Raw genomic sequence first — 19987 nt, 5'->3', positions numbered from 1 at the left:
GCATAAGCGACTCCATAAACGGGTTCTTATGCCTTAGTTGTAAGTGTCTACCATGTCCCCGAACAAGTGTTCACTATGTCCCCGGACCGTACACCCACAGGGAGAGGGAGAAGGGCACGAACCGTAGGTCGGGTAAGCGCAGCGCCGCCCGACAATAACATCAGAAGCGAGAATCAACCGCAGCTGCCAGCTTCTCCAGCAGCAGCTCGCTGTCTTCCCAGCTCAGGCACGGGTCGGTGATCGACTGGCCGTAAACCATCTGCTGTCCGGTAACGATTTTCTGCGTGCCTTCTTTGAGGAAGCTTTCCGCCATAATGCCTGCCACGGCGGTGGAACCGCTGCGGATCTGCTGGCAGATCTCATCGCAGACATCCAGCTGGCGGCGATGCTGCTTCTGGCAGTTGCCGTGGCTGAAATCCACCACCAGGTGTTCCGGCAGGTCAAACTCGGCCAGCGTTTCGCAGGCTGCTGCGATATCTTGCGCATGATAGTTCGGTTTTTTGCCGCCGCGCATAATGATATGCCCGTACGGATTGCCGCTGGTCTGGTAGATGGTCATGTGACCGCTCTTATCCGGCGACAGGAACATATGGCTGGCACGCGAGGCGCGGATCGCGTCAACCGCAATTCGCGTGTTGCCATCGGTCCCGTTTTTAAAGCCAACCGGACAGGAGAGGGCGGAGGCCATCTCACGGTGGATCTGGCTTTCGGTGGTGCGTGCGCCAATTGCGCCCCAGCTGATCAGATCGGCGATAAACTGCCCGGTCACCATATCGAGAAACTCGGTCGCCGTCGGAACGCCCAGCTCGTTGACCTGTAAAAGCAGCTTCCGCGCCAGCTCAATACCGTGGTTCACGCGATAGCTGCCGTTGAGGTCAGGATCGGAAATCAGTCCCTTCCAGCCCACCACGGTGCGCGGTTTTTCAAAGTAGGTGCGCATGACGATCTCAAGGCGATGCTGATACTTCTCACGCATCCCCTGAAGACGTTTTGCGTAGTCCATCGCGGCATCCAGGTCGTGAATGGAGCAGGGGCCAATCACCACCAGAAGGCGCTTGTCTTCGCCGTTCAGGATTTTTTCAATGCGGCGGCGGGATGCCGTTACATGTTCCGCAACGCCTGCGGAAACGGGGTGCCGCTGGGCCAGTTCAGCCGGAGTCACCAGGCTATCAATGCGCGCAGTGCGGAGTTCGTCGGTTTTGTTCATGGAATGTCTCAGAATTTTTGTGCTTCATCGGCAGACTACCGGGAAGTGATGGGCATCACCTTAAACCAATCCCTGCTGATTTCAAGTTCGGGGCAAATTCGCCCCGATGATGCCCATTATGATAACTGAAACCGGATTAATGTACTAGCATATTAGTACATGCGGCGATTCAGCCCCATGATGTCGAGGATTTTGGTAGCAATTTCTTCTACGGAATAGTTGGTGCTGTTCAGCCACGGGATCTGGTTTTTGCGGTACAGCGCTTCAACCTCGGAAACTTCCATCCGGCACTGGCGCATGGAGGCGTAGCGGCTGTTCTCGCGGCGCTCTTCGCGGATGGCGGCGAGGCGCTCCGGGTTAATGGTCAGGCCGAACAGCTTGTGCTGCAACGGCTTAAGGGCGGCGGGCAGCACCAGGTTGTCCATATCATCGGCAATAAACGGGTAGTTTGCGGCGCGAATGCCAAACTGCATCGCCAGATAGAGGCTGGTCGGGGTTTTGCCGCAGCGCGACACGCCCAGCAGGATCACCTGCGCCTGGTCAAGATTACGCAGCGAGATCCCGTCGTCGTGGGCAAGGGTGTAGTCAATGGCGGCGATACGCGCATCGTACTTGGTCAGGTTGCCGGGGTTCAGCCCGTGTGTACGGTGGGCGATAGGCGTCGGGTCGAGCTTGAGCTCGCTCTGCAACGGTGCCACCAGCGCCTGCACGATGTCCTGACAAAATCCTTCACTTTGCAGAATGATGCTGCGAATTTCCGGGATAACAATCGAATAGAACACCAGCGGGCGCACGCCGGTCTGCTGGAAAATGGCGTCAATCTGGTCTTTCACCGCTTTGGCGCGGCTCTCATTTTCCACAAAGGGCAGCGTGATGCTGTTAATCGAAACGGGAAACTGCGACATCACCGCGTGCCCCAGCACCTCGGCGGTGATCGCCGTACCATCAGAAATATAAAAAACGTGGCGATCGACAGCACTATCCATTTTATCCACCCTGAATATCAGACCTAATTGCCTGAAAGCATAAATTAAAAAAGTAAATTACACAGCAAAGAACTTATCCGAATTATAAATGAAACGGTGTTTTTGATTTTCCTGAAAAGTGGATTTCATTTTTCAAATAGCGACTTTATTTTTGTGGTTTTAGGCTGAATATATAGGAATCATCGGTTTAGCGAGTGATGGGAAAGTATCCGAAAAGTTGAAAATTTAAATTGCTTACACGATTCACCGTTTTTTTAGCGGAAGTAAATATGCCAGTATAAATACGTAGTCAGGTGTTTCTTACTCCGATCAAATATCACAAAAGGATTGTTTCGATGTCCAACAATGGCTCGTCACCGCTGGTGCTTTGGTATAACCAACTCGGCATGAATGATGTAGACAGAGTTGGGGGCAAAAATGCCTCCCTGGGTGAAATGATTACAAATCTGTCCGGTATGGGTGTTTCCGTACCAAACGGGTTTGCCACCACCGCCGATGCCTTTAACCTGTTTTTAGACCAGAGCGGTGTTAACCAGCGCATTTACGACCTGCTGGATAAAACGGATATTGATGATGTCACCGAGCTTGCCAAAGCCGGGTCACAAATCCGCCAGTGGATCATCGACACACCTTTCCAGCCGGAACTGGAAAAAGCCATTCATGACGCGTACAACCAGCTCTCCGCTGACGATGCGCAGGCCTCCTTTGCCGTGCGTTCTTCTGCAACCGCAGAAGATATGCCCGATGCCTCGTTCGCCGGACAGCAGGAAACCTTCCTGAACGTTCAGGGTTACGATGCGGTGCTGGTGGCGGTGAAGCACGTGTTTGCTTCCCTGTTTAACGACCGCGCCATCTCCTATCGCGTGCACCAGGGCTACGACCATCGCGGCGTGGCGCTCTCCGCTGGCGTGCAGCGCATGGTGCGTTCGGACGTAGGTTCTTCCGGCGTGATGTTCTCCATTGATACCGAATCCGGCTTCGACCAGGTGGTGTTCATCACCTCCGCGTGGGGCCTGGGCGAGATGGTGGTGCAGGGCGCGGTAAACCCTGACGAATTCTACGTCCACAAGCCTACGCTGGCGGCTAACCGTCCGGCAGTGGTGCGCCGCACCATGGGCTCGAAAAAAATCCGCATGATCTATGCCCCGACCCAGGAGCATGGCAAGCAGGTTAAGATTGAAGATGTGCCGCAGGAGCAGCGCGACCGCTTCTCCCTGACCGACGCCGAAGTGGAAGAACTGGCGAAGCAGGCGGTGCAGATCGAAAAACACTACGGCCGTCCGATGGATATCGAATGGGCGAAAGACGGTAACACCGGCAAGCTGTTTATCGTGCAGGCGCGTCCGGAAACCGTCCGCTCTCGTGGTCAGGTGATGGAGCGTTATACGCTGCACGCGCAGGGCAAAATCGTGGCGGAAGGCCGCGCGATTGGCCACCGTATCGGTGCCGGTCCGGTGAAAGTGATCCACGACATCAGCGAGATGAACCGCATTGAGCCAGGCGACGTGCTGGTGACCGACATGACCGACCCGGACTGGGAACCGATCATGAAGAAAGCGGCGGCTATCGTCACCAACCGCGGCGGTCGTACCTGTCACGCGGCGATCATTGCCCGCGAGCTGGGTATTCCTGCGGTTGTTGGCTGCGGTGACGCCACCGAACGCATGAAGGACGGACAAAACGTAACCGTCTCCTGCGCCGAAGGCGATACCGGCTACGTGTACGCCGACATCCTCGACTTCAGCGTGAAGAGCTCCAGCGTGGATACCATGCCGGACCTGCCGCTGAAGATCATGATGAACGTCGGTAACCCGGACCGCGCGTTTGACTTCGCCTGCCTGCCGAACGAAGGCGTGGGCCTGGCGCGTCTTGAATTTATCATCAACCGTATGATCGGCGTTCACCCGCGCGCGCTGCTGGAGTTTGATGACCAGGATCCGAAGCTGCAGAACGAAATCCGCGAGATGATGAAAGGCTACGACTCACCAAGAGAGTTCTACGTCGGCCGTCTGACCGAAGGGATCGCGACGCTGGGCGCGGCATTTTACCCGAAACGCGTGATTGTGCGTCTGTCAGACTTTAAGTCTAACGAATACGCCAACCTGGTGGGCGGCGAGCGCTACGAGCCGGAAGAAGAGAACCCGATGCTGGGCTTCCGCGGGGCCGGACGCTACGTGTCCGACAGCTTCCGCGACTGTTTCGCGCTGGAGTGTGACGCGGTGAAACGCGTGCGCAACGACATGGGGCTGACTAACGTGGAGATCATGATCCCGTTCGTGCGTACCGTGGACCAGGCGAAAGCGGTGGTGGACGAGCTGGCGCGTCAGGGGCTGAAGCGCGGCGAGAACGGGCTGAAGATCATCATGATGTGCGAAATCCCGTCCAACGCTCTGCTGGCCGAGCAGTTCCTGGATCACTTCGACGGCTTCTCTATCGGTTCTAACGACATGACGCAGCTGGCGCTCGGTCTGGACCGCGACTCTGGCGTGGTCTCTGAGCTGTTCGACGAGCGTAACGAGGCGGTGAAAGCGCTGCTCTCGATGTCCATCCGCGCGGCGAAGAAGCAGGGTAAATACGTCGGGATCTGCGGTCAGGGTCCATCCGACCATGAAGACTTTGCCGCCTGGCTGATGGAGGAGGGGATTGATAGTCTCTCCCTGAACCCGGACACCGTGGTGCAAACCTGGCTGAGCCTGGCGGAACTGAATAAGTAACCGCGTAAAAACGGAAAAAGGCGAGGAGATATCTCCTCGCCTTTTTTATTTCCGCCCGAATATGCTCCCCATCACAAATAAAACAAAAAACCAAATATCATAATTTGTCTGTTAATTTAGACAATTGTTAGCGCGCAAAGCGTTGCTAATACTTGAGCCTTACTGCGCACGTCCCTTCAGATGATGCGCAACTGGTTGAAATACGTTTTAACCTGATAAAAAGGCAAATAACAATGACAATCTCCTCTGTATTACGTACCAAAGATAAAATAGGTTATGGCTTAGGTGATATGGCCAGCGCGCTGGTCTGGCAAACGGCGACGTTATTTCTCGCCTATTTTTATACGGACGTTTTTGGCTTGCCCGCCGCGATTATGGGCACCATGTTTTTAGTGGTGCGCGTGGTCGATGCATTTATCGATCCCTGCATTGGTGCGCTCGTCGACCGCACGCAAACGCGCCACGGTCGTTTTCGCCCCTGGCTGCTGTGGTTTGCTATTCCGTTTGGCGTCAGCTGTCTGATTACCTTCTATGTACCGGACGTCGGGCCGACCGGGAAAATCGTCTATGCCTGCGTGACTTACGCCATTCTGAGCCTTATCTACTCGGCGATTAACGTGCCTTACTGCGCCATGCCGGGGGCGCTGACGCTGGATCCCCGCGAACGTCACTCTTTGCAATCCTGGCGCTTTGGGTTGTCTTTTATCGGCGGACTGATCGTGACGGTGATTGCCCTGCCGCTGGTGTCACAGCTGGGGCAAGGTAACGTACAGAAAGGCTATTTCTATGCCATGAGCCTGATGGGGCTGCTGGGTATTGTTTTATTCTTCTGCTGCTTCCTGATGACCCGCGAACGTTATTCGCCACGAAATGATACCTCCGGCTCCATGCTGACGGATTTAAAACTGCTGGCCAAAAACAGCCAGTGGCGAATTGTGTTCGTGTTTAATATTTTGCTGTTAACGGCGGTCGTGACGCGCGGCTCTGCCACCATGTATTACGTCAACTATGTGCTGCTGCGTCCGGAGCTGGTCTTTGCCTTTATTGTTTCAGGCATGGTGGCCTCATTAAGCGGGGCATTATTATCTGAACGCCTGCTTGGAAAATTTGATCGCGTTCGCGCCTATCAGTGGACCATTATGACGTTCGTCATTTTCGGGGCGCTGATTTTCTTCATTCCGCCTTCGCAGGTCTGGCTGATATTCGGCCTCAACATCGTTTTTAGCTTTATTCAAAACCTGACTACGCCGCTCCAGTGGACCATGTTCTCCGACGTGGTGGATTACGAAGAGCATCGCAGCGGTCGTCGTCTGGACGGTCTGGTCTTCTCTACCGCGCTGTTTGCCATCAAGTTTGGGCTGGCGCTGGGCGGGGCCGTGGTCGGTTGGGTGCTTGGCATGGTGGATTACGCACCGGGCCAGGTGACGCAGGCGCCGCACGTGCTCTCTACCATCAACGCGCTCTTTACGCTCATTCCTTGCGTGCTGTTCCTCTGCATGGTGGCGCTTCTTTCCATTTACAAACTCAACAGTCGGCTGGTGGATTCCATTGCCCGTGAACTTGCGGGCAAGCGTGATGTGCGTCCCGACGCAGGAAAGCTCAGCCCGGCAACCCATTCTGCAATACAGGAGTAAAACATGACGGCTATCTATAAGGACGCAGGACGTCCGGTACACGAGCGCGTCGCCGACTTACTGGCGCGCATGACCCCGGAAGAGAAGTTTGCCCAGATGCACGCGTACTGGCTGATCCTCGATGAAAACGGCAATCACCGCGAACGGAGCGATCTTAGCGATGAGTTCGCAGGCGTGAGCGAGCAGGCCTCGCTCAGCGAACGGCTGAAGCTGGGTGTGGGGCAGATCACGCGTCCGCTCGGCACGCATATTGTTGATGCGAAAACGGGCGTGCGCGCGGCCAACCGACTCCAGCGCATGATGATGGAAGAGACGCGTCTCGGTATTCCGGCGCTCTTCCACGAGGAGTGTCTGGTGGGGCTGCTGTGCAAAGACGCAACACTGTTCCCGTCCTCGCTGAACTATGGTTCGACCTGGGACCCAGAACTGGTGCAGCGGGCGGCGGAGCAGATTGGCAAAGAGGCGCGCTCCGTCGGCTGTCAGCAGGGGCTGGCGCCGGTGCTGGACGTGTCCCGCGACGTGCGCTGGGGGCGTACCGAAGAGACCTTCGGCGAAGATCCCTGGCTGGTGGGGGTGATGGCGACCGCCTACGTGAAGGGCTTACAGGGCGATAAACGCGACCTGCTGGCGACCCTGAAACATTACGTTGGCCACTCGTTTAGCGAAGGGGCGCGCAACCACGCGCCGGTGCACCTCGGGTTTAGCGAGCTGAATGATACCTTCCTGCTGCCGTTTGAAATGGCGGTGAAGCTGGCCAACGCCGGTTCGGTCATGCCCGCCTACCACGATATTGATAATCAGCCGGGTCACAGCGACGGCTTCCTGCTTACCACCGTCCTGCGCGAACAGTGGGGATTCGATGGGATTATTGTGGCGGACTACGGCGGCGTCAGCCTGCTGCACCAGCACCATGGAGTTTCCCACGACGCGGCCGAATCTGCTGCGCTGGCGTTCAACGCCGGGCTGGACGTTGAGCTGCCGAAAGATGACTGCGCGCGCCATCTGGCGGAAGCGGTAGAGCGTGGGCTGATTTCTATGGCGAAGGTGGATGAGATCGTGGCGCGTACGCTGACGGAAAAATTCCGCCTTGGCCTGTTTGAGCGTCCCTATGCCGATGAGCAGGGCAGCGATCTGCAAAATGAGACGACCCGGCAGGTGGCGCGTGATGTCGCGACAAAGTCGATCACGCTTCTGGAAAACAATGGCATCTTGCCCCTCGGCGGAAAGCCTCGCGTTGTGCTGGTCGGCCCGACGGCAGACGATCCGCTGGCGTTACTCAGCGGTTACAGCTTTCCGGTACACCTGATCATCAGCGACATGGTGGAAGAGACGTCGCAGGTGACGACCCCGCGCGCGGCGCTGGAACACTATCTGGGTGCATCGAACGTGCGCTATGCCAAAGGGTGCCACATCATTGAAAAACGGATGGCGGGCGCGCCGGTCTTCCCCGGCGACAGCGGCGGTAAGCCGATGCAGCAGTCACCGGTTTCACTAAGCACCGCACTGATCCCCGAGGCGGTAGATGCCGCGCAACACAGTGACGTGGTGGTGGCCTGCGTTGGCGATCTGGCCGGGCTGTTCCAGAGCGGCACCGTGGGTGAAGGCTCAGATACTGACTCATTGAATCTGCCTGGCGTGCAGCAACAGCTGCTGGAAGCGCTGGTCGCCACCGGTAAGCCGGTGATCGTAGTGATGACCGGCGGACGTCCGTACAACCTTCAGGGCCTGGAAGATAAGGTCGCGGCGCTGATGATGGCCTGGGCGCCCGGGCAGGAAGGGGGCTGGGCGATTGCGGACGTGCTGACGGGGCGGGCGGAGCCACAGGGGCGTCTGGTGGTGAGCGTGCCGAAAAGCGCCGGGGCAATGCCGTATTACTACAATCACAAGCTCAAAAGCGGCGGCACGCCGTTTGCGTTCCATTTCGGTTCGCGTTACCCGTTTGGCTTCGGCCTCGGCTGGACACAGTTTAGCTGGGGAGCGGCAAAAGTGGCGGCATCCAGCGTGCCGGTCGACGGAGAGGTGACGCTGAATGTGGATATCACCAATACCGGTGAGCGCAGCGGGAGCGAGGTGGTACAGGTTTACGTCAGGGATAAGGTCGCCACGCAGGTGCGGCCGCTTCAGGAGCTGAAAGCCTTCCAGCGCGTCACGCTCTCGCCGGGCGAAACCGCCACGCTCACCTTTACGCTACCGGTTGAGATGTTCAACTTTACCCGTCGCGACGGGAAACGCATCGTTGAGCCGGGTGAGTTTGAACTGCAGGTTGGCGCATCGTCGGGGGATATTCGCGAGGCGGTGATGGTCAATGTGACAGGGGAAACGCGGGTATTGCCTGTTGAGTGGCGGATGCTCAGTACCTGTGAGGTTAAGCGCGCGTAGTCAGGATAAAAAAAAGCCCATCGTGGGAGATGGGCAAAGACTACACACAGCAATTCGTTGTTTCACTCAGGGGATTTCCATGCTTATAAATCAAGGTGTTGATTTATAACCGTGTCCTAATAGTAGGCATGTCGGCTTTTAGCGTCGATCAGATTCGTCTCAATAGTTAAAGAGACGTAAAGATTTCTTGAGGTTAGCAGCGGACGTGCTGCTGAAATGGCGGGTCTGACCAGTGAATAATGAATAAATACTTTAGCAGCATTAAAGTATTATACGAAAGCATGTAGGCCGGGTAAGCGTTAGCGCCATCCGGCCAAAAGGCTTAATGCGTGTTCTTCTCTTCCAGCTCTTCCAGTTCACTCAGGATCACATCCGGATCTGTTCCCGGAGGGGGAACTTCATGCACCCAGGCCGAGAAGAGGCGCCATGTCACTGCGAGCAGCACCGGGCCAATGAAGAGGCCGATCATCCCAAACGCGATTAACCCGCCGATCACGCCTGACAGGATCAGAATTAACGGTAAATCAGCCCCCATGCGGATCAGTATCGGGCGAATGACGTTATCCATGGTGCCGACCACGCAGCTCCAGACCAGAAGCACGGTGCCCCAGGTGGTATCGCCCGTCCAGTAGAGCCAAATGATGGAAGGCACCAGCACCAGCAATGGTCCCAGTTGCGCAAGGCAGGTCATCAGCATGACAACGGTGAATACGGTAGCGTACGGCACGCCGGAAATGGCCAGACCGATACCGCCCAGCACCGCCTGCACCAGCGCGGTCACCACCACGCCCAGCGCAACGGCACGGACGGCTTGCGCAGCCAGCAGCACGGCAGCATCGCCGCGTTTACCCGCCAGTCGGGTGGCAAAATGACGCACCCCAAGGGCAACCTGCTCACCGCGCCAGTACAGGAGCGCGCTAAAGACCAGCATCAGCGCGCAGTGCATCATAAAGCGCCCAATGTGCGCTGCCTGACCGACAAACCAGGTGGTGGTGGTGCCAATATACGGCCGCACTTTCGCGATCAGCGCGCTGCCGCCCATCTCCAGCAGGCTGTGCCAGCCGCTGTAGAGTTTTGCACCGACCAGTGGAATGCTGTTAAGCCACGCGAGATCCGGCAACGTCAGATCCCCGCTGGTGGCGGCACGGATAACCGGGCCACTGGAGTCGACAAGACTATTTACCAGCAGGGCAATCGGAATAATAAACAGCATGAACAGCAGCAGTGTCATGACCAGCACCGCCAGGCCACGGCGGCCAAACAGCAGTTTCTGCAGCCGTAATAGCAGAGGCCAGGTGGCGACGACAACGGTAGCGGCCCACGCAAAGCCAAGCACGAAGGGTTGAACAATCCACAGACACGCAATAATCATCAGGGCTAAAAACAGCACCGACAGCAAAATTTGCGCAACATCCCTGGGCTGACGAAGATTGACCATAAATGTAACTTTCCTTAAATGAACACCAGCATGGCTGGCGAGAACGTGAACCGCCTTTCTCTAATCATTAGTGATATCAGCGATTTTTGACAGGCGGATTTTGCCCGTAATTCTGCTGAGCGCATAAGAAAAAAATGTGATAAAAAGTTGTGATACAACGCAAACGATTTCCACAACAACTCTAATTAGGGTCGACAGTGATGATCCCACAGATTTCTCAGGCACCTGGCGTCGTTCAGCTGGTGCTTAATTTTTTGCAAGCACTGGAGCAACAGGGTTTTACAGGTGATACCGCCACGAATTATGCCGACAGGCTGACAATGGCGACCGATAACAGTATCTACCAGCTTCTCCCCGATGCCGTCGTTTTTCCACGCTCTACAGCGGATGTGGCGCTGATTGCCCGTCTGGCCTCGCAGGAGCGCTTCACCTCTCTGGTTTTCACACCCCGTGGCGGCGGTACCGGCACCAACGGGCAGGCGCTGAACCAGGGCATCATCATCGATATGTCCCGCTATATGAACCGCATCATTGAAATCAACCCTGAAGAGGGATGGGTGCGCGTGGAAGCGGGGGTTATCAAAGATCAGCTTAATCAATTCTTAAAACCGTACGGCTACTTTTTTGCGCCGGAGCTGTCGACCAGCAACCGGGCGACCATTGGCGGGATGATCAATACCGACGCATCCGGCCAGGGCTCTCTGGTCTACGGTAAAACCTCCGATCACGTGCTGGGCGTACGCGCGGTGCTGCTGGGGGGCGACATCCTCGATACCCAGCCAATGCCGGTCGAGCTGGCCGAGACGCTGGGTAAAGAGAGCACGGCGAGCGGGCGGATTTATCGCACCGTGCTGGAGCGCTGTCGCGATAACCGTCAGCTGATCCTCGACAAATTCCCAAAACTAAACCGCTTCCTGACGGGTTACGATCTGCGTCACGTCTTTAACGACGACCTGACCCAGTTCGATTTAACCCGCGTGCTGACCGGTTCGGAAGGTACGCTGGCGTTTATTACCGAAGCGCGTCTGGATATCACCCGGCTGCCGAAGGTGCGTCGCCTGGTGAACGTTAAATACAACTCCTTCGATTCTGCCCTGCGCAATGCGCCTTTTATGGTGGATGCGCGGGCGTTGTCGGTGGAAACCGTTGACTCAAAAGTGTTGAACCTGGCAAGGGAAGATATCGTCTGGCATTCGGTCAGTGAGCTGATTACCGATGTACCCGACAAAGAGATGCTCGGTCTGAACATCGTTGAGTTCGCTGGCGATGACGCCGAACTGATCGAACGTCAGGTTAGCACGCTGTGCCAGCGGCTGGACGAACTGATTGCACGCGGTGAAGGCGGCGTGATCGGCTGGCAGCTGTGCAACGATCTCTCCGGCATTGAGCGTATCTACGCGATGCGTAAAAAAGCGGTGGGGCTGCTCGGGAATGCGAAAGGGGCCGCGAAGCCGATTCCGTTTGCCGAGGATACCTGCGTGCCGCCGGAACATCTGGCAGATTACATTGTTGAATTCCGCGCGCTGCTGGACAGCCACGGCCTGAGCTACGGCATGTTTGGCCACGTGGACGCGGGCGTGCTGCACGTGCGTCCGGCGCTGGATATGTGTGACCCGCAGCAGGAGATCCTGATGAAGGAGATCTCCGACGACGTGGTGGCCTTAACCGCCAAATATGGCGGCCTGCTGTGGGGTGAGCACGGCAAAGGGTTCCGCGCGGAGTACAGTCCGGCGTTCTTCGGGGAGCAACTCTTCGGTGAATTGCGTAAGGTCAAAGCGGCCTTCGACCCGGATAACCGCCTCAATCCCGGTAAGATTTGCCCGCCGGAGGGCGTTGACGCGCCAATGCTGCAGGTGGATGCAGTCAAGCGCGGCACCTATGACCGACAAATTCCGATCGCGGTACGCTCTTCCTGGCGTGGCGCGATGGAATGCAACGGCAACGGCCTGTGCTTTAACTTCGATGTGAAGAGCCCGATGTGCCCGTCGATGAAAATCACCAGCAACCGTATCCACTCGCCAAAAGGGCGTGCGACGCTGGTGCGCGAGTGGCTTCGACTGCTGGCGGACCGCGGCGTCGACCCGCTCAAGCTCGAGCAGGAACTGCCGGAAAAACGCGCCAGCCTGCGTTCCCTTATCGAACGCACCCGCAACAGCTGGCATGCGAATAAAGGCGAATACGACTTCTCGCATGAAGTGAAAGAGGCCATGTCCGGCTGCCTGGCCTGCAAGGCCTGTTCAACGCAGTGTCCGATCAAAATCGACGTGCCGGAGTTCCGCTCGCGCTTCCTGCAGCTGTATCACACGCGCTATCTGCGACCGATGCGCGACCATCTGGTGGCGACGGTGGAAAGCTACGCCCCGCTGATGGCGCGTGCGCCGAAGACCTTTAACTTCTTTATCAATCAGCCGCTGGTGCGCAAGCTTTCCGAAAAACATATCGGCATGGTGGATCTGCCGCTGCTCTCGACACCGTCGCTGCAACGCCAGCTGGTGGGACACCGCTCGGCAAACATGACGCTGGAGCAGCTTGAAGCACTGAGTGATGCGCAAAAAGCCAACGTGGTGCTGGTGGTGCAGGATCCGTTTACCAGTTATTACGATGCGCAGGTGGTGGCCGATTTTATCCGTCTGGCGGAAAAAGTGGGCTACCAGCCGGTTGTGCTGCCGTTCTCCCCGAATGGCAAGGCGCAGCACATTAAGGGCTTCCTGACCCGTTTTGCGAAGACGGCGCAGAAAACGTCTGACTTCCTGAATCGCGTGGCGCAGCTTGGGATACCCATGGTCGGTGTCGATCCGGCGCTGGTACTGTGCTACCGCGATGAGTACAAGCAGACGCTGGGCGAAAAACGCGGTGATTTCCACGTCATGCTGGTACACGAGTGGCTGCCTTTAGCGCTGCAGCAAACTGCCGCACGAGAGGCCAGCGGTGAGCCATGGTATCTCTTTGGCCACTGTACTGAAGTCACGGCACTGCCGGGTGCACCTGCCCAGTGGGCGGCCATTTTCGCCCGTTTTGGCGCGAAGCTGGAAAACGTCAGCGTGGGCTGCTGCGGTATGGCAGGCACCTACGGGCACGAAGTGAAAAACCACGCCAATTCGCTTGGGATCTATGAATTATCGTGGCAACAGGCGATGCAGCGTCTACCGCGTAACCGCTGTCTGGCTACGGGGTATTCGTGTCGCAGCCAGGTGAAACGCGTTGAGGGTAACGGCGTTCGCCATCCATTACAGGCTTTGCTGGAGATTATCGGATGATCTGGAAACGTGCGGTGACGCTGCAGGCGTTAAATGCCATGGGCGAAGGGAATATGGTGGGGCTGCTGGACATCCAGTTTACCCGCATGGATGAGAATGAGCTGGAAGCGACGATGCCCGTCGATAGCCGCACGCATCAGCCGTTCGGTTTACTGCACGGCGGCGCGTCCGTTGTGCTGGCCGAAACGCTGGGTTCGGTTGCGGGCTATCTCTGTACCGAAGGGGAGCAGAAGGTTGTCGGGCTGGAGGTGAACGCTAACCATATCCGCTCTGTTCGCAGTGGGCGCGTGCGCGGTATTTGCCGCGCGCTTCATGCCGGGAGCCGTCATCAGGTGTGGCAGATCGATATTCTCGATGAGCAGGAACGCCTGTGCTGCTCCTCAAGACTGACGACGGCAGTTGTGTAAAGTTTCCTGATGTTTTTGCTCATGGTCAAAAATTAGCCAGCGCGTTGTGATATACTGGTCAGGATTTGTACATAAGCGAGGACATCATGGATACTGAAATAACCCCAACCCAACTGGCAATTGAATATTTACGTCGCGATAAGAGCAACCTGTCTCCGGCGCAGTACCTGAAAAAACTGAAACAACTTGAGCTGGAATTTGCAGATTTGCTGGCGCTCTCTTCAAACGAGCTGAAAGAAGAGATCTATTTTGCCTGGCGGTTGGGCGTTCACGTCCATTGAGTGCGAATGAAAAGGCCGCGTATGCGGCCTTTTTTGTGTCTGGAATTCAGTATTTGGCGGGAAGCTTATTGATTTTTATCAGCCTGCCTTCATCGATTTCAATAAACCCGCCTGTTTTTAGATCGGCCAGAATGCGCATAACGCCACTGCGCGAGAGCTGCGTTTTTTCCCTGATATACTTTTCTGCCGTCACGCCGAGCCGATAAGCCTCATCTTCCTCCATCAGCTTAACAAGCTGCTGGCGGATCATCTCATACGCCGTCGGTGCGCCTTTTGGCATCACGTTGTTATACAGTCGGCTATAGACAAACATCAGCTGGTTAGAAAGCAGGCCCCATAACGCTTTCTCTTTAATAATTTCACTTACCTTCTCGGTAGGGAGAATGCCAATCAGGCATGGGCTCACGGTTTTGATGTAATCATTGAAATAAATGTCCGTCAGATTAGCGAGACCAAACAGAGCAGGGCTGCGGGCTGTGGAGAGCATCATGTCATCGCTTCTGCGGTAGATGGCAATTGTCCCCTCCAGAATTAAATAACAGATCCCTTGGCCGTTGACCTGAAGATCGAATTGCTCGCCGCGGCCTGTTCTGCGCGTGGTGCAGTACGGCTCTAAATACGAGATCAGTTCCTGGGCGTAGGGAGAGCCACGATGCTGTTGTGCTGAAGACATTGTCTGAAACCTGAAAAAGACCGGACTTATTATAGTGTCGCTCTTATCCTCCACCTTCTCCAGAGATAAATGTGAGGTCAGTACTTTCGGGGTAAGTGATGGATATCCATCAGCACTCCGCGCGCCATAGTGATGTATTTACCCGTTCGTAACTCCGCCAGAATACGCATAATACCGCTACGGGAAAGATAGGTCCGGCTTTTGATATAGGCTGCGGCGGTCGTGTTGAGCCTTATCGCCTCAGGCTCCTGCATCAGTTCAACAAGCTGAAAGCGGATGATGTCGTAAGCCGACATTTGCGATATCTGGGCACAGTGTTCATAGACGCGTGAGGCGGTATAGATCAGCAGGTTAGAAAAATGCTCCCACAGATTTTGCTGCGCAACGATGCAATTAAAACGCTCCAGCGACACAGCCGCGACTTCGGAGGTTTCCAGCGCCCTGACATAAAGATGCTCAGAGGAGAACTGGCTGCTTACACCCAGAATAAAGGGCGCTGATTCAGAATTTAAGACAATACCATCTCCACGGCGGTGTAATGCCACGCTCCCCTGGATCAGTAAAAAACACTGGCGAATATCGCTCTTGTAATAGTGAACCACTTCCCCTCTGGACAGTATTTTCCTTTCTGCTGAAGGAAGTAGGGTATCGATAATTTTTTCAATGTGCTTATAGGGTTTTAGATGGAGCACGGTGGAATTGTCTTTACTATATTCTGTAGCCATTCGGGTATTCATCAGCTGCCTCATTCACTCATGCGATCATTTTTTGATCGGCATAGAGAATTATCTTAAAAAACAGCATCTCAGGGAATGATCGAAGCAGGTCTAATAATAGACTGGTGGGTGTTTAAAATCTAATATTATGAATTTAAAGGGTTTGTATTAAGAGTCTAAAAGTAGACCCTTAATAAGGTTTCTAAGGTTTATCTAAAAAGAAATGTTTCGTGGTTGTTAAATGTAAGTCTACAGCTAGACCTCAAATAGATTGTGCGCTGAATAAGAGTTGGTTAAATTTTGACTCGTTGACAGGAGTGCTCAGATTTCTATTCGTGAGTCATTTATCGGGTTCCTGACAAACAATAAAAGGCAACGCTCAGGTTGATTGATACTTGGGGGGAACGTTTGCCCGGATTTCAGTAATAAATAAAGTGATACAGGGTAGGGTATGATGAAAAAGAAAATGATGATGGCAATGCTGGCAGTGAGTTCTGCACTGCCGATGACGCAGGCTTTTGCTGCAGCGGGTACCGTTAATTTTAACGGTAATATTCTGGATTCCGCCTGCGACGTTGATGTGGCTTCTCAGAACCAGGTCGTCGTATTAGGCGATTATTATAAAACTGAATTCCCGACAACGGGAGCCAGAACCGCTGCCACACAATTCAGTATTGTATTGAAAAACTGTCCGGTCACGGTGACTAACGCGAAAGTGCGCTTTGACGGTACGCCTGATTTAAGCAACGCCAGCCTGTTGGCGATTGACTCCTCGGTGGCAGGGGCTGCAACAGGGGTGGCAATCAACCTGATGAGCGCCGATAAGGCCGATCTGCCTCTGCATGGCAGCAACAGCTATTCCTACGCACTGAGCAGCACCGCAGATAATACGCTGAACTTCTATGCGCAGTATATTTCGACCACCTCATCAGTCACTGCCGGTCCGGCTAACTCGGTCGCGAACTTCTCCGTGGTTTACAACTAAGTTTTAGCAGCAATCAGTAGGGGGGCCAACCCGGCCCCTTTGTTTTAAGAGGTTTTTACCATGCGTTTTATCAGAACAACAGGACTGGCGGTGGCGCTGTTACCGTTGGCATTAATGACGGCCAATGCCGGGGTTATTATTGGTGGTACGCGCGTTATTTTCGAGGGTGCGAAGAAAGAAGCCACAATCAATATTACTAACCCTGAAAATACTCCTTATTTAATCCAGTCCTGGATAGATATGCAGGATGGGGTGTCGGGTAAAGCGCCGTTTATTATTACGCCGCCGCTGTATCGCCTGGACGGTGGACAAAAAAACCTTGAGCGCATTGTAATGACGGGTTCCCTGCCTCAGGAGCAGGAAAGTTTATTTTGGTTGAACATTAAAGCGATTCCCTCAGCCTCAAAACAGATGAACGCCCTGCAAATTGCGGTAAAGACGCGGATTAAATTAATTTATCGACCTGAAGGTCTGCGGGCATCAACCCCGGAGGATCAAGCGAATAAATTAACGTGGCAACAATCCGGGAATGCGATTCAGGTGAATAATCCCACGCCCTACGTGATCAATTTTAATGAGATTACCCTGGGCGGGCGAAAACTTGATGATGTGACGTATGTTTTACCCGGCGCATCAGCCCGGTTTTCATTACCTGAGGGGGTGAGTGGTCATTCTCTCACATTTAACGTTATTAATGACTATGGTAGTCCTGGCACCGCACATCAAGCCAGTTTCTGATGTCCGTGCATTCATTAGGTTTCCTGCAATGACAACATCAACGCATAGGATACGGCCTGCTCGTCTGGCGATATTTATCGCCTGCGCACTTGCCGGTTCATCACCGGCACTTTATGCCAGTGAAACGTTCAATACGGAACTGGTTGAGCTGGATAATCCTGGAATGGGCAAAGCAGACCTGTCGGCTTTTGAAACAGGCTCTCAGGCGCCGGGAACGTACCATGTTGACATCATTCTTGACGACCAGTTAATGGAGACCCGCGATATCGCCTTTGCCGCAGTTCAAAGCGACAACGGTAATGAGATATTGCAGCCTTGCCTGAGCATCGACCAGTTAAAACAGTGGGGAGTGAAAACCGCGCTATTTCCTCAGCTTGCTTCGGGAAAAAGTGACTGCGCGGATCTTCAGGCCATTCCGCAAGCCAGTACCGATTTTCAGTTTGGCGCTCAGCGCCTTCTGATCAGCATTCCACAGGCGGCGATTGACCTGCCCGCGCGAGGCTATGTGTCGCCAGAGATGTGGGATGAGGGGATCGCGGCGGCCATGCTCAATTACAGCCTGAGCGGCGCGAACACCCGGGCGAGCCACGGTGAAGGCAGCAGCAGCGACAGCCAGTATGCCAACCTGCGTCCGGGGATCAATATCGGTCCGTGGCGTCTGCGCAATTACTCCACGTGGTCACGGGATGGCTCTGGCCAGGACCGGTGGGATACCGTCTATACCTACGCGCAGCGTGCCGTGATCCCCCTGAAGGCACAGCTGACGCTTGGAGACAGTTCTGCACCTGCTGACGTGTTTGACAGTATGCCGTTTCGCGGTGCTCAGCTGGCATCTGATGACGACATGCTGCCAGATTCCCTGAAGGGGTATGCCCCCGTCGTGCGGGGTATCGCGCGCACCAACGCGCAGGTTGTGGTGCGTCAGAATGGTTATCAGATCTACCAAAGCTACGTAACACCCGGTGCATTCGAGATTACGGATATGTATCCGACCGGAGGGGCTGGCGATCTGGACGTGACGATCAAAGAAGCCGACGGCAGCGAGCAACATTTCATACTGCCGTATGCGTCGTTGCCGGTACTGCAGCGTGAAGGCCGTCTGAAATATGCCCTCACCGGGGGTCAATATCGATCCTATAACCACAGCGTGGACAACACGCCTTTCGGGCAACTTACCGGCATTTATGGCCTGAAGCACGGGATCACCCTCTATGGCGGAGTGCAGGGCTCAAGCAGATATCGTTCGCTGGCGATGGGGGTGGGTAAGAACATGGGCGATTTCGGCGCGCTCTCAGCAGACGTCACGCAGGGCTGGTCAACGCCGGATAACACAGCCAAAACCAACGGTCAGTCCTTACGCGCGAGGTATAGCAAGAATTTCGTGAATACCGGGACGAACTTTTCCATCGCGGGATACCGCTATTCAACCCGCGGTTATTACGGGATGCAGGAGGTGCTGGATTCTTATGGAGACAGCAGCGCGCTTCAGGAGAGGCGGCGTAACCGCGCAGAGCTGACGATGAGCCAGGCGCTGGGCGGCGACCTTGGGTCTCTAACCCTTAGCGCGGCGCGGGAAGATTACTGGAACACCGGTAAGTCGATGGCTTCCTGGAGTGTCGGATACAACAACGACTGGCATAACATCAGCTTCGGGGTGACCTGGACATACAGCAAAAATGCCAGCGCTGCGTCATACAGCAGCGGGAGTGGGAAAACCTATGATCATGACCAGCAGCTGGCATTCAACGTCAGCGTACCGCTGGATAAATTCCTGCCGCGGACGTGGGCCAACTATGCCATGAGTACCAGCAAGAATAACGGCACCACGCACAATATCGGCATGAACGGCGTTGCGCTGGAAAACAGCTCGCTCAGCTGGAACGTGCAGCAGGGTTACGGCACGAACGGCGTGGGTTATACCGGCAACATGAACGGTGATTACAAAGGCACCTACGGCGAACTGACGGCGGGCTATGGCTACGACAAAAACAGCGAGCGTCTGAATTACGGGCTGCAGGGGGGCATACTCGCACACGCCGATGGCGTCACGTTTTCTCAGCCGCTGGGTGAGACGAATGCCCTGATAAAAGCACCCGGTGCGCGGGGTGTCGATATCCGAAATCAGTCCGGAGTACGTACGGATTATCGCGGTTATACGGTGGTCAGTAATTTGTCCGTGTACCGAAAAAACGATCTCATCCTCGATCCGGAAAATATGCCTGACGATGTTGAGCTGGAGATCAATACCCGTACGGTCACCCCGACGCGCGGGGCGGTGGTGAGAGCGGACTACCTTTCAAGAGTCGGGCGTCGGGTGCTGATGACCCTGACAGACAACAACCGCCCCGTCCCGTTTGGCGCCATGGTCACCCTCTCGGGTGAGCGTAACAACAGTTTCATCGTGGGCGATCGTGGCCAGGTGTATTTGATCGGCATGAGCGAGCAGGGGACGTTAGTTGCGACCTGGGGAAACCAGGACAGCCAACAGTGCCGTGCTGATTTCAATCTGCCGAAACAATCTACCTACAGTGGAATAACGGACGTGAGTGCCACGTGTCGCCAGGAGCATTAA

At 55.2% G+C, this 19987-nt stretch carries 14 protein-coding genes and 1 other RNA gene; 9 read left to right on the top strand and 6 right to left on the bottom strand.

The window, feature by feature from the left end:
• Window positions 1-160: 160 nt before the first annotated feature.
• Together aroH and ppsR are read right to left on the bottom strand one after the other, a co-directional pair.
• Window positions 161-1207 (bottom strand): 3-deoxy-7-phosphoheptulonate synthase AroH, encoded by a 1047-nt coding sequence (aroH, locus tag ACTJJA_RS20330; RefSeq protein ID WP_108416820.1) that lies wholly within the window; start codon window positions 1205-1207, stop codon window positions 161-163.
• Window positions 1208-1359: 152 nt separating this feature from the next.
• Complete coding sequence (gene ppsR, locus ACTJJA_RS20325; protein ID WP_042719439.1) at window positions 1360-2193, bottom strand: posphoenolpyruvate synthetase regulatory kinase/phosphorylase PpsR; 834 nt, start codon at window positions 2191-2193, stop codon at window positions 1360-1362.
• A gap of 335 nt (window positions 2194-2528) precedes the next feature.
• Here ppsR and ppsA point away from each other — a divergent pair, with 335 nt between their 5' ends.
• The 3 genes from ppsA to ACTJJA_RS20310 all read left to right on the top strand — a co-directional run bounded on the left by ppsA (window position 2529) and on the right by ACTJJA_RS20310 (window position 8920).
• Entirely contained in the window at window positions 2529-4907 is a 2379-nt protein-coding gene (ppsA, locus tag ACTJJA_RS20320; RefSeq protein WP_440669034.1) for a phosphoenolpyruvate synthase, read from the top strand.
• A gap of 233 nt (window positions 4908-5140) precedes the next feature.
• A complete protein-coding gene (locus ACTJJA_RS20315; RefSeq protein ID WP_108416822.1) occupies window positions 5141-6541 on the top strand; it encodes an MFS transporter in 1401 nt (466 codons plus the stop codon).
• A gap of 3 nt (window positions 6542-6544) precedes the next feature.
• Window positions 6545-8920 (top strand): glycoside hydrolase family 3 N-terminal domain-containing protein, encoded by a 2376-nt coding sequence (locus tag ACTJJA_RS20310; protein ID WP_440669033.1) that lies wholly within the window; start codon window positions 6545-6547, stop codon window positions 8918-8920.
• 5 nt (window positions 8921-8925) lie between these two features.
• Here the strand turns inward: ACTJJA_RS20310 and rprA are convergent.
• Window positions 8926-9033, bottom strand: an RNA gene (rprA, locus tag ACTJJA_RS20305) — antisense sRNA RprA.
• Window positions 9034-9242: 209 nt separating this feature from the next.
• Window positions 9243-10358, bottom strand: coding sequence for an AI-2E family transporter YdiK (gene ydiK / locus ACTJJA_RS20300; RefSeq protein ID WP_010430184.1), 1116 nt, complete (start codon window positions 10356-10358; stop codon window positions 9243-9245).
• 200 nt (window positions 10359-10558) lie between these two features.
• Between ydiK and ydiJ the strand changes: the two genes are divergently transcribed.
• The 3 genes from ydiJ to ACTJJA_RS20285 all read left to right on the top strand — a co-directional run bounded on the left by ydiJ (window position 10559) and on the right by ACTJJA_RS20285 (window position 14303).
• Window positions 10559-13615 carry a D-2-hydroxyglutarate dehydrogenase YdiJ gene (ydiJ, locus tag ACTJJA_RS20295; protein WP_089601396.1) on the top strand — a complete coding sequence of 1019 codons (3057 nt, stop codon included), beginning with the start codon at window positions 10559-10561 and terminating at the stop codon, window positions 13613-13615.
• Entirely contained in the window at window positions 13612-14022 is a 411-nt protein-coding gene (gene menI / locus ACTJJA_RS20290; protein WP_440669032.1) for a 1,4-dihydroxy-2-naphthoyl-CoA hydrolase, read from the top strand. Before ydiJ ends, menI begins: the two co-directional genes overlap by 4 nt.
• Before the next feature lie 86 nt (window positions 14023-14108).
• A complete protein-coding gene (locus ACTJJA_RS20285; protein WP_010430192.1) occupies window positions 14109-14303 on the top strand; it encodes a YdiH family protein in 195 nt (64 codons plus the stop codon).
• A gap of 46 nt (window positions 14304-14349) precedes the next feature.
• On the opposite strand, the gene ACTJJA_RS20280 is transcribed toward ACTJJA_RS20285, so the two are convergent.
• Together ACTJJA_RS20280 and ACTJJA_RS20275 are read right to left on the bottom strand one after the other, a co-directional pair.
• Window positions 14350-14976, bottom strand: coding sequence for a helix-turn-helix domain-containing protein (locus tag ACTJJA_RS20280; RefSeq protein WP_440669031.1), 627 nt, complete (start codon window positions 14974-14976; stop codon window positions 14350-14352).
• Between the two features lie 77 nt (window positions 14977-15053).
• The gene (locus tag ACTJJA_RS20275; RefSeq protein ID WP_010430197.1) at window positions 15054-15713 is read right to left on the bottom strand and encodes a helix-turn-helix domain-containing protein; all 660 of its coding nucleotides are present in this window, start codon (window positions 15711-15713) and stop codon (window positions 15054-15056) included.
• A 433-nt stretch (window positions 15714-16146) separates the two neighbouring features.
• On the opposite strand from ACTJJA_RS20275, the gene ACTJJA_RS20270 reads away from it, so the two are divergent.
• Genes ACTJJA_RS20270 through ACTJJA_RS20260 form a run of 3 tightly spaced genes read left to right on the top strand, consistent with a single transcriptional unit; the run spans window position 16147 to window position 19987 of the window.
• Complete coding sequence (locus ACTJJA_RS20270; protein WP_440669038.1) at window positions 16147-16677, top strand: fimbrial protein; 531 nt, start codon at window positions 16147-16149, stop codon at window positions 16675-16677.
• Window positions 16678-16737: 60 nt separating this feature from the next.
• A complete protein-coding gene (locus ACTJJA_RS20265; protein WP_440669030.1) occupies window positions 16738-17415 on the top strand; it encodes a fimbrial biogenesis chaperone in 678 nt (225 codons plus the stop codon).
• Between the two features lie 28 nt (window positions 17416-17443).
• Window positions 17444-19987 (top strand): fimbria/pilus outer membrane usher protein, encoded by a 2544-nt coding sequence (locus tag ACTJJA_RS20260; protein ID WP_440669029.1) that lies wholly within the window; start codon window positions 17444-17446, stop codon window positions 19985-19987.

Source organism: Enterobacter sp. 22452, from assembly GCF_052045065.1.
GTDB lineage: Bacteria > Pseudomonadota > Gammaproteobacteria > Enterobacterales > Enterobacteriaceae > Enterobacter > Enterobacter mori.
The sequence above is the reverse complement of the archived record's forward strand: the minus strand, read 5'-3'. Positions and strand labels throughout refer to the sequence as shown.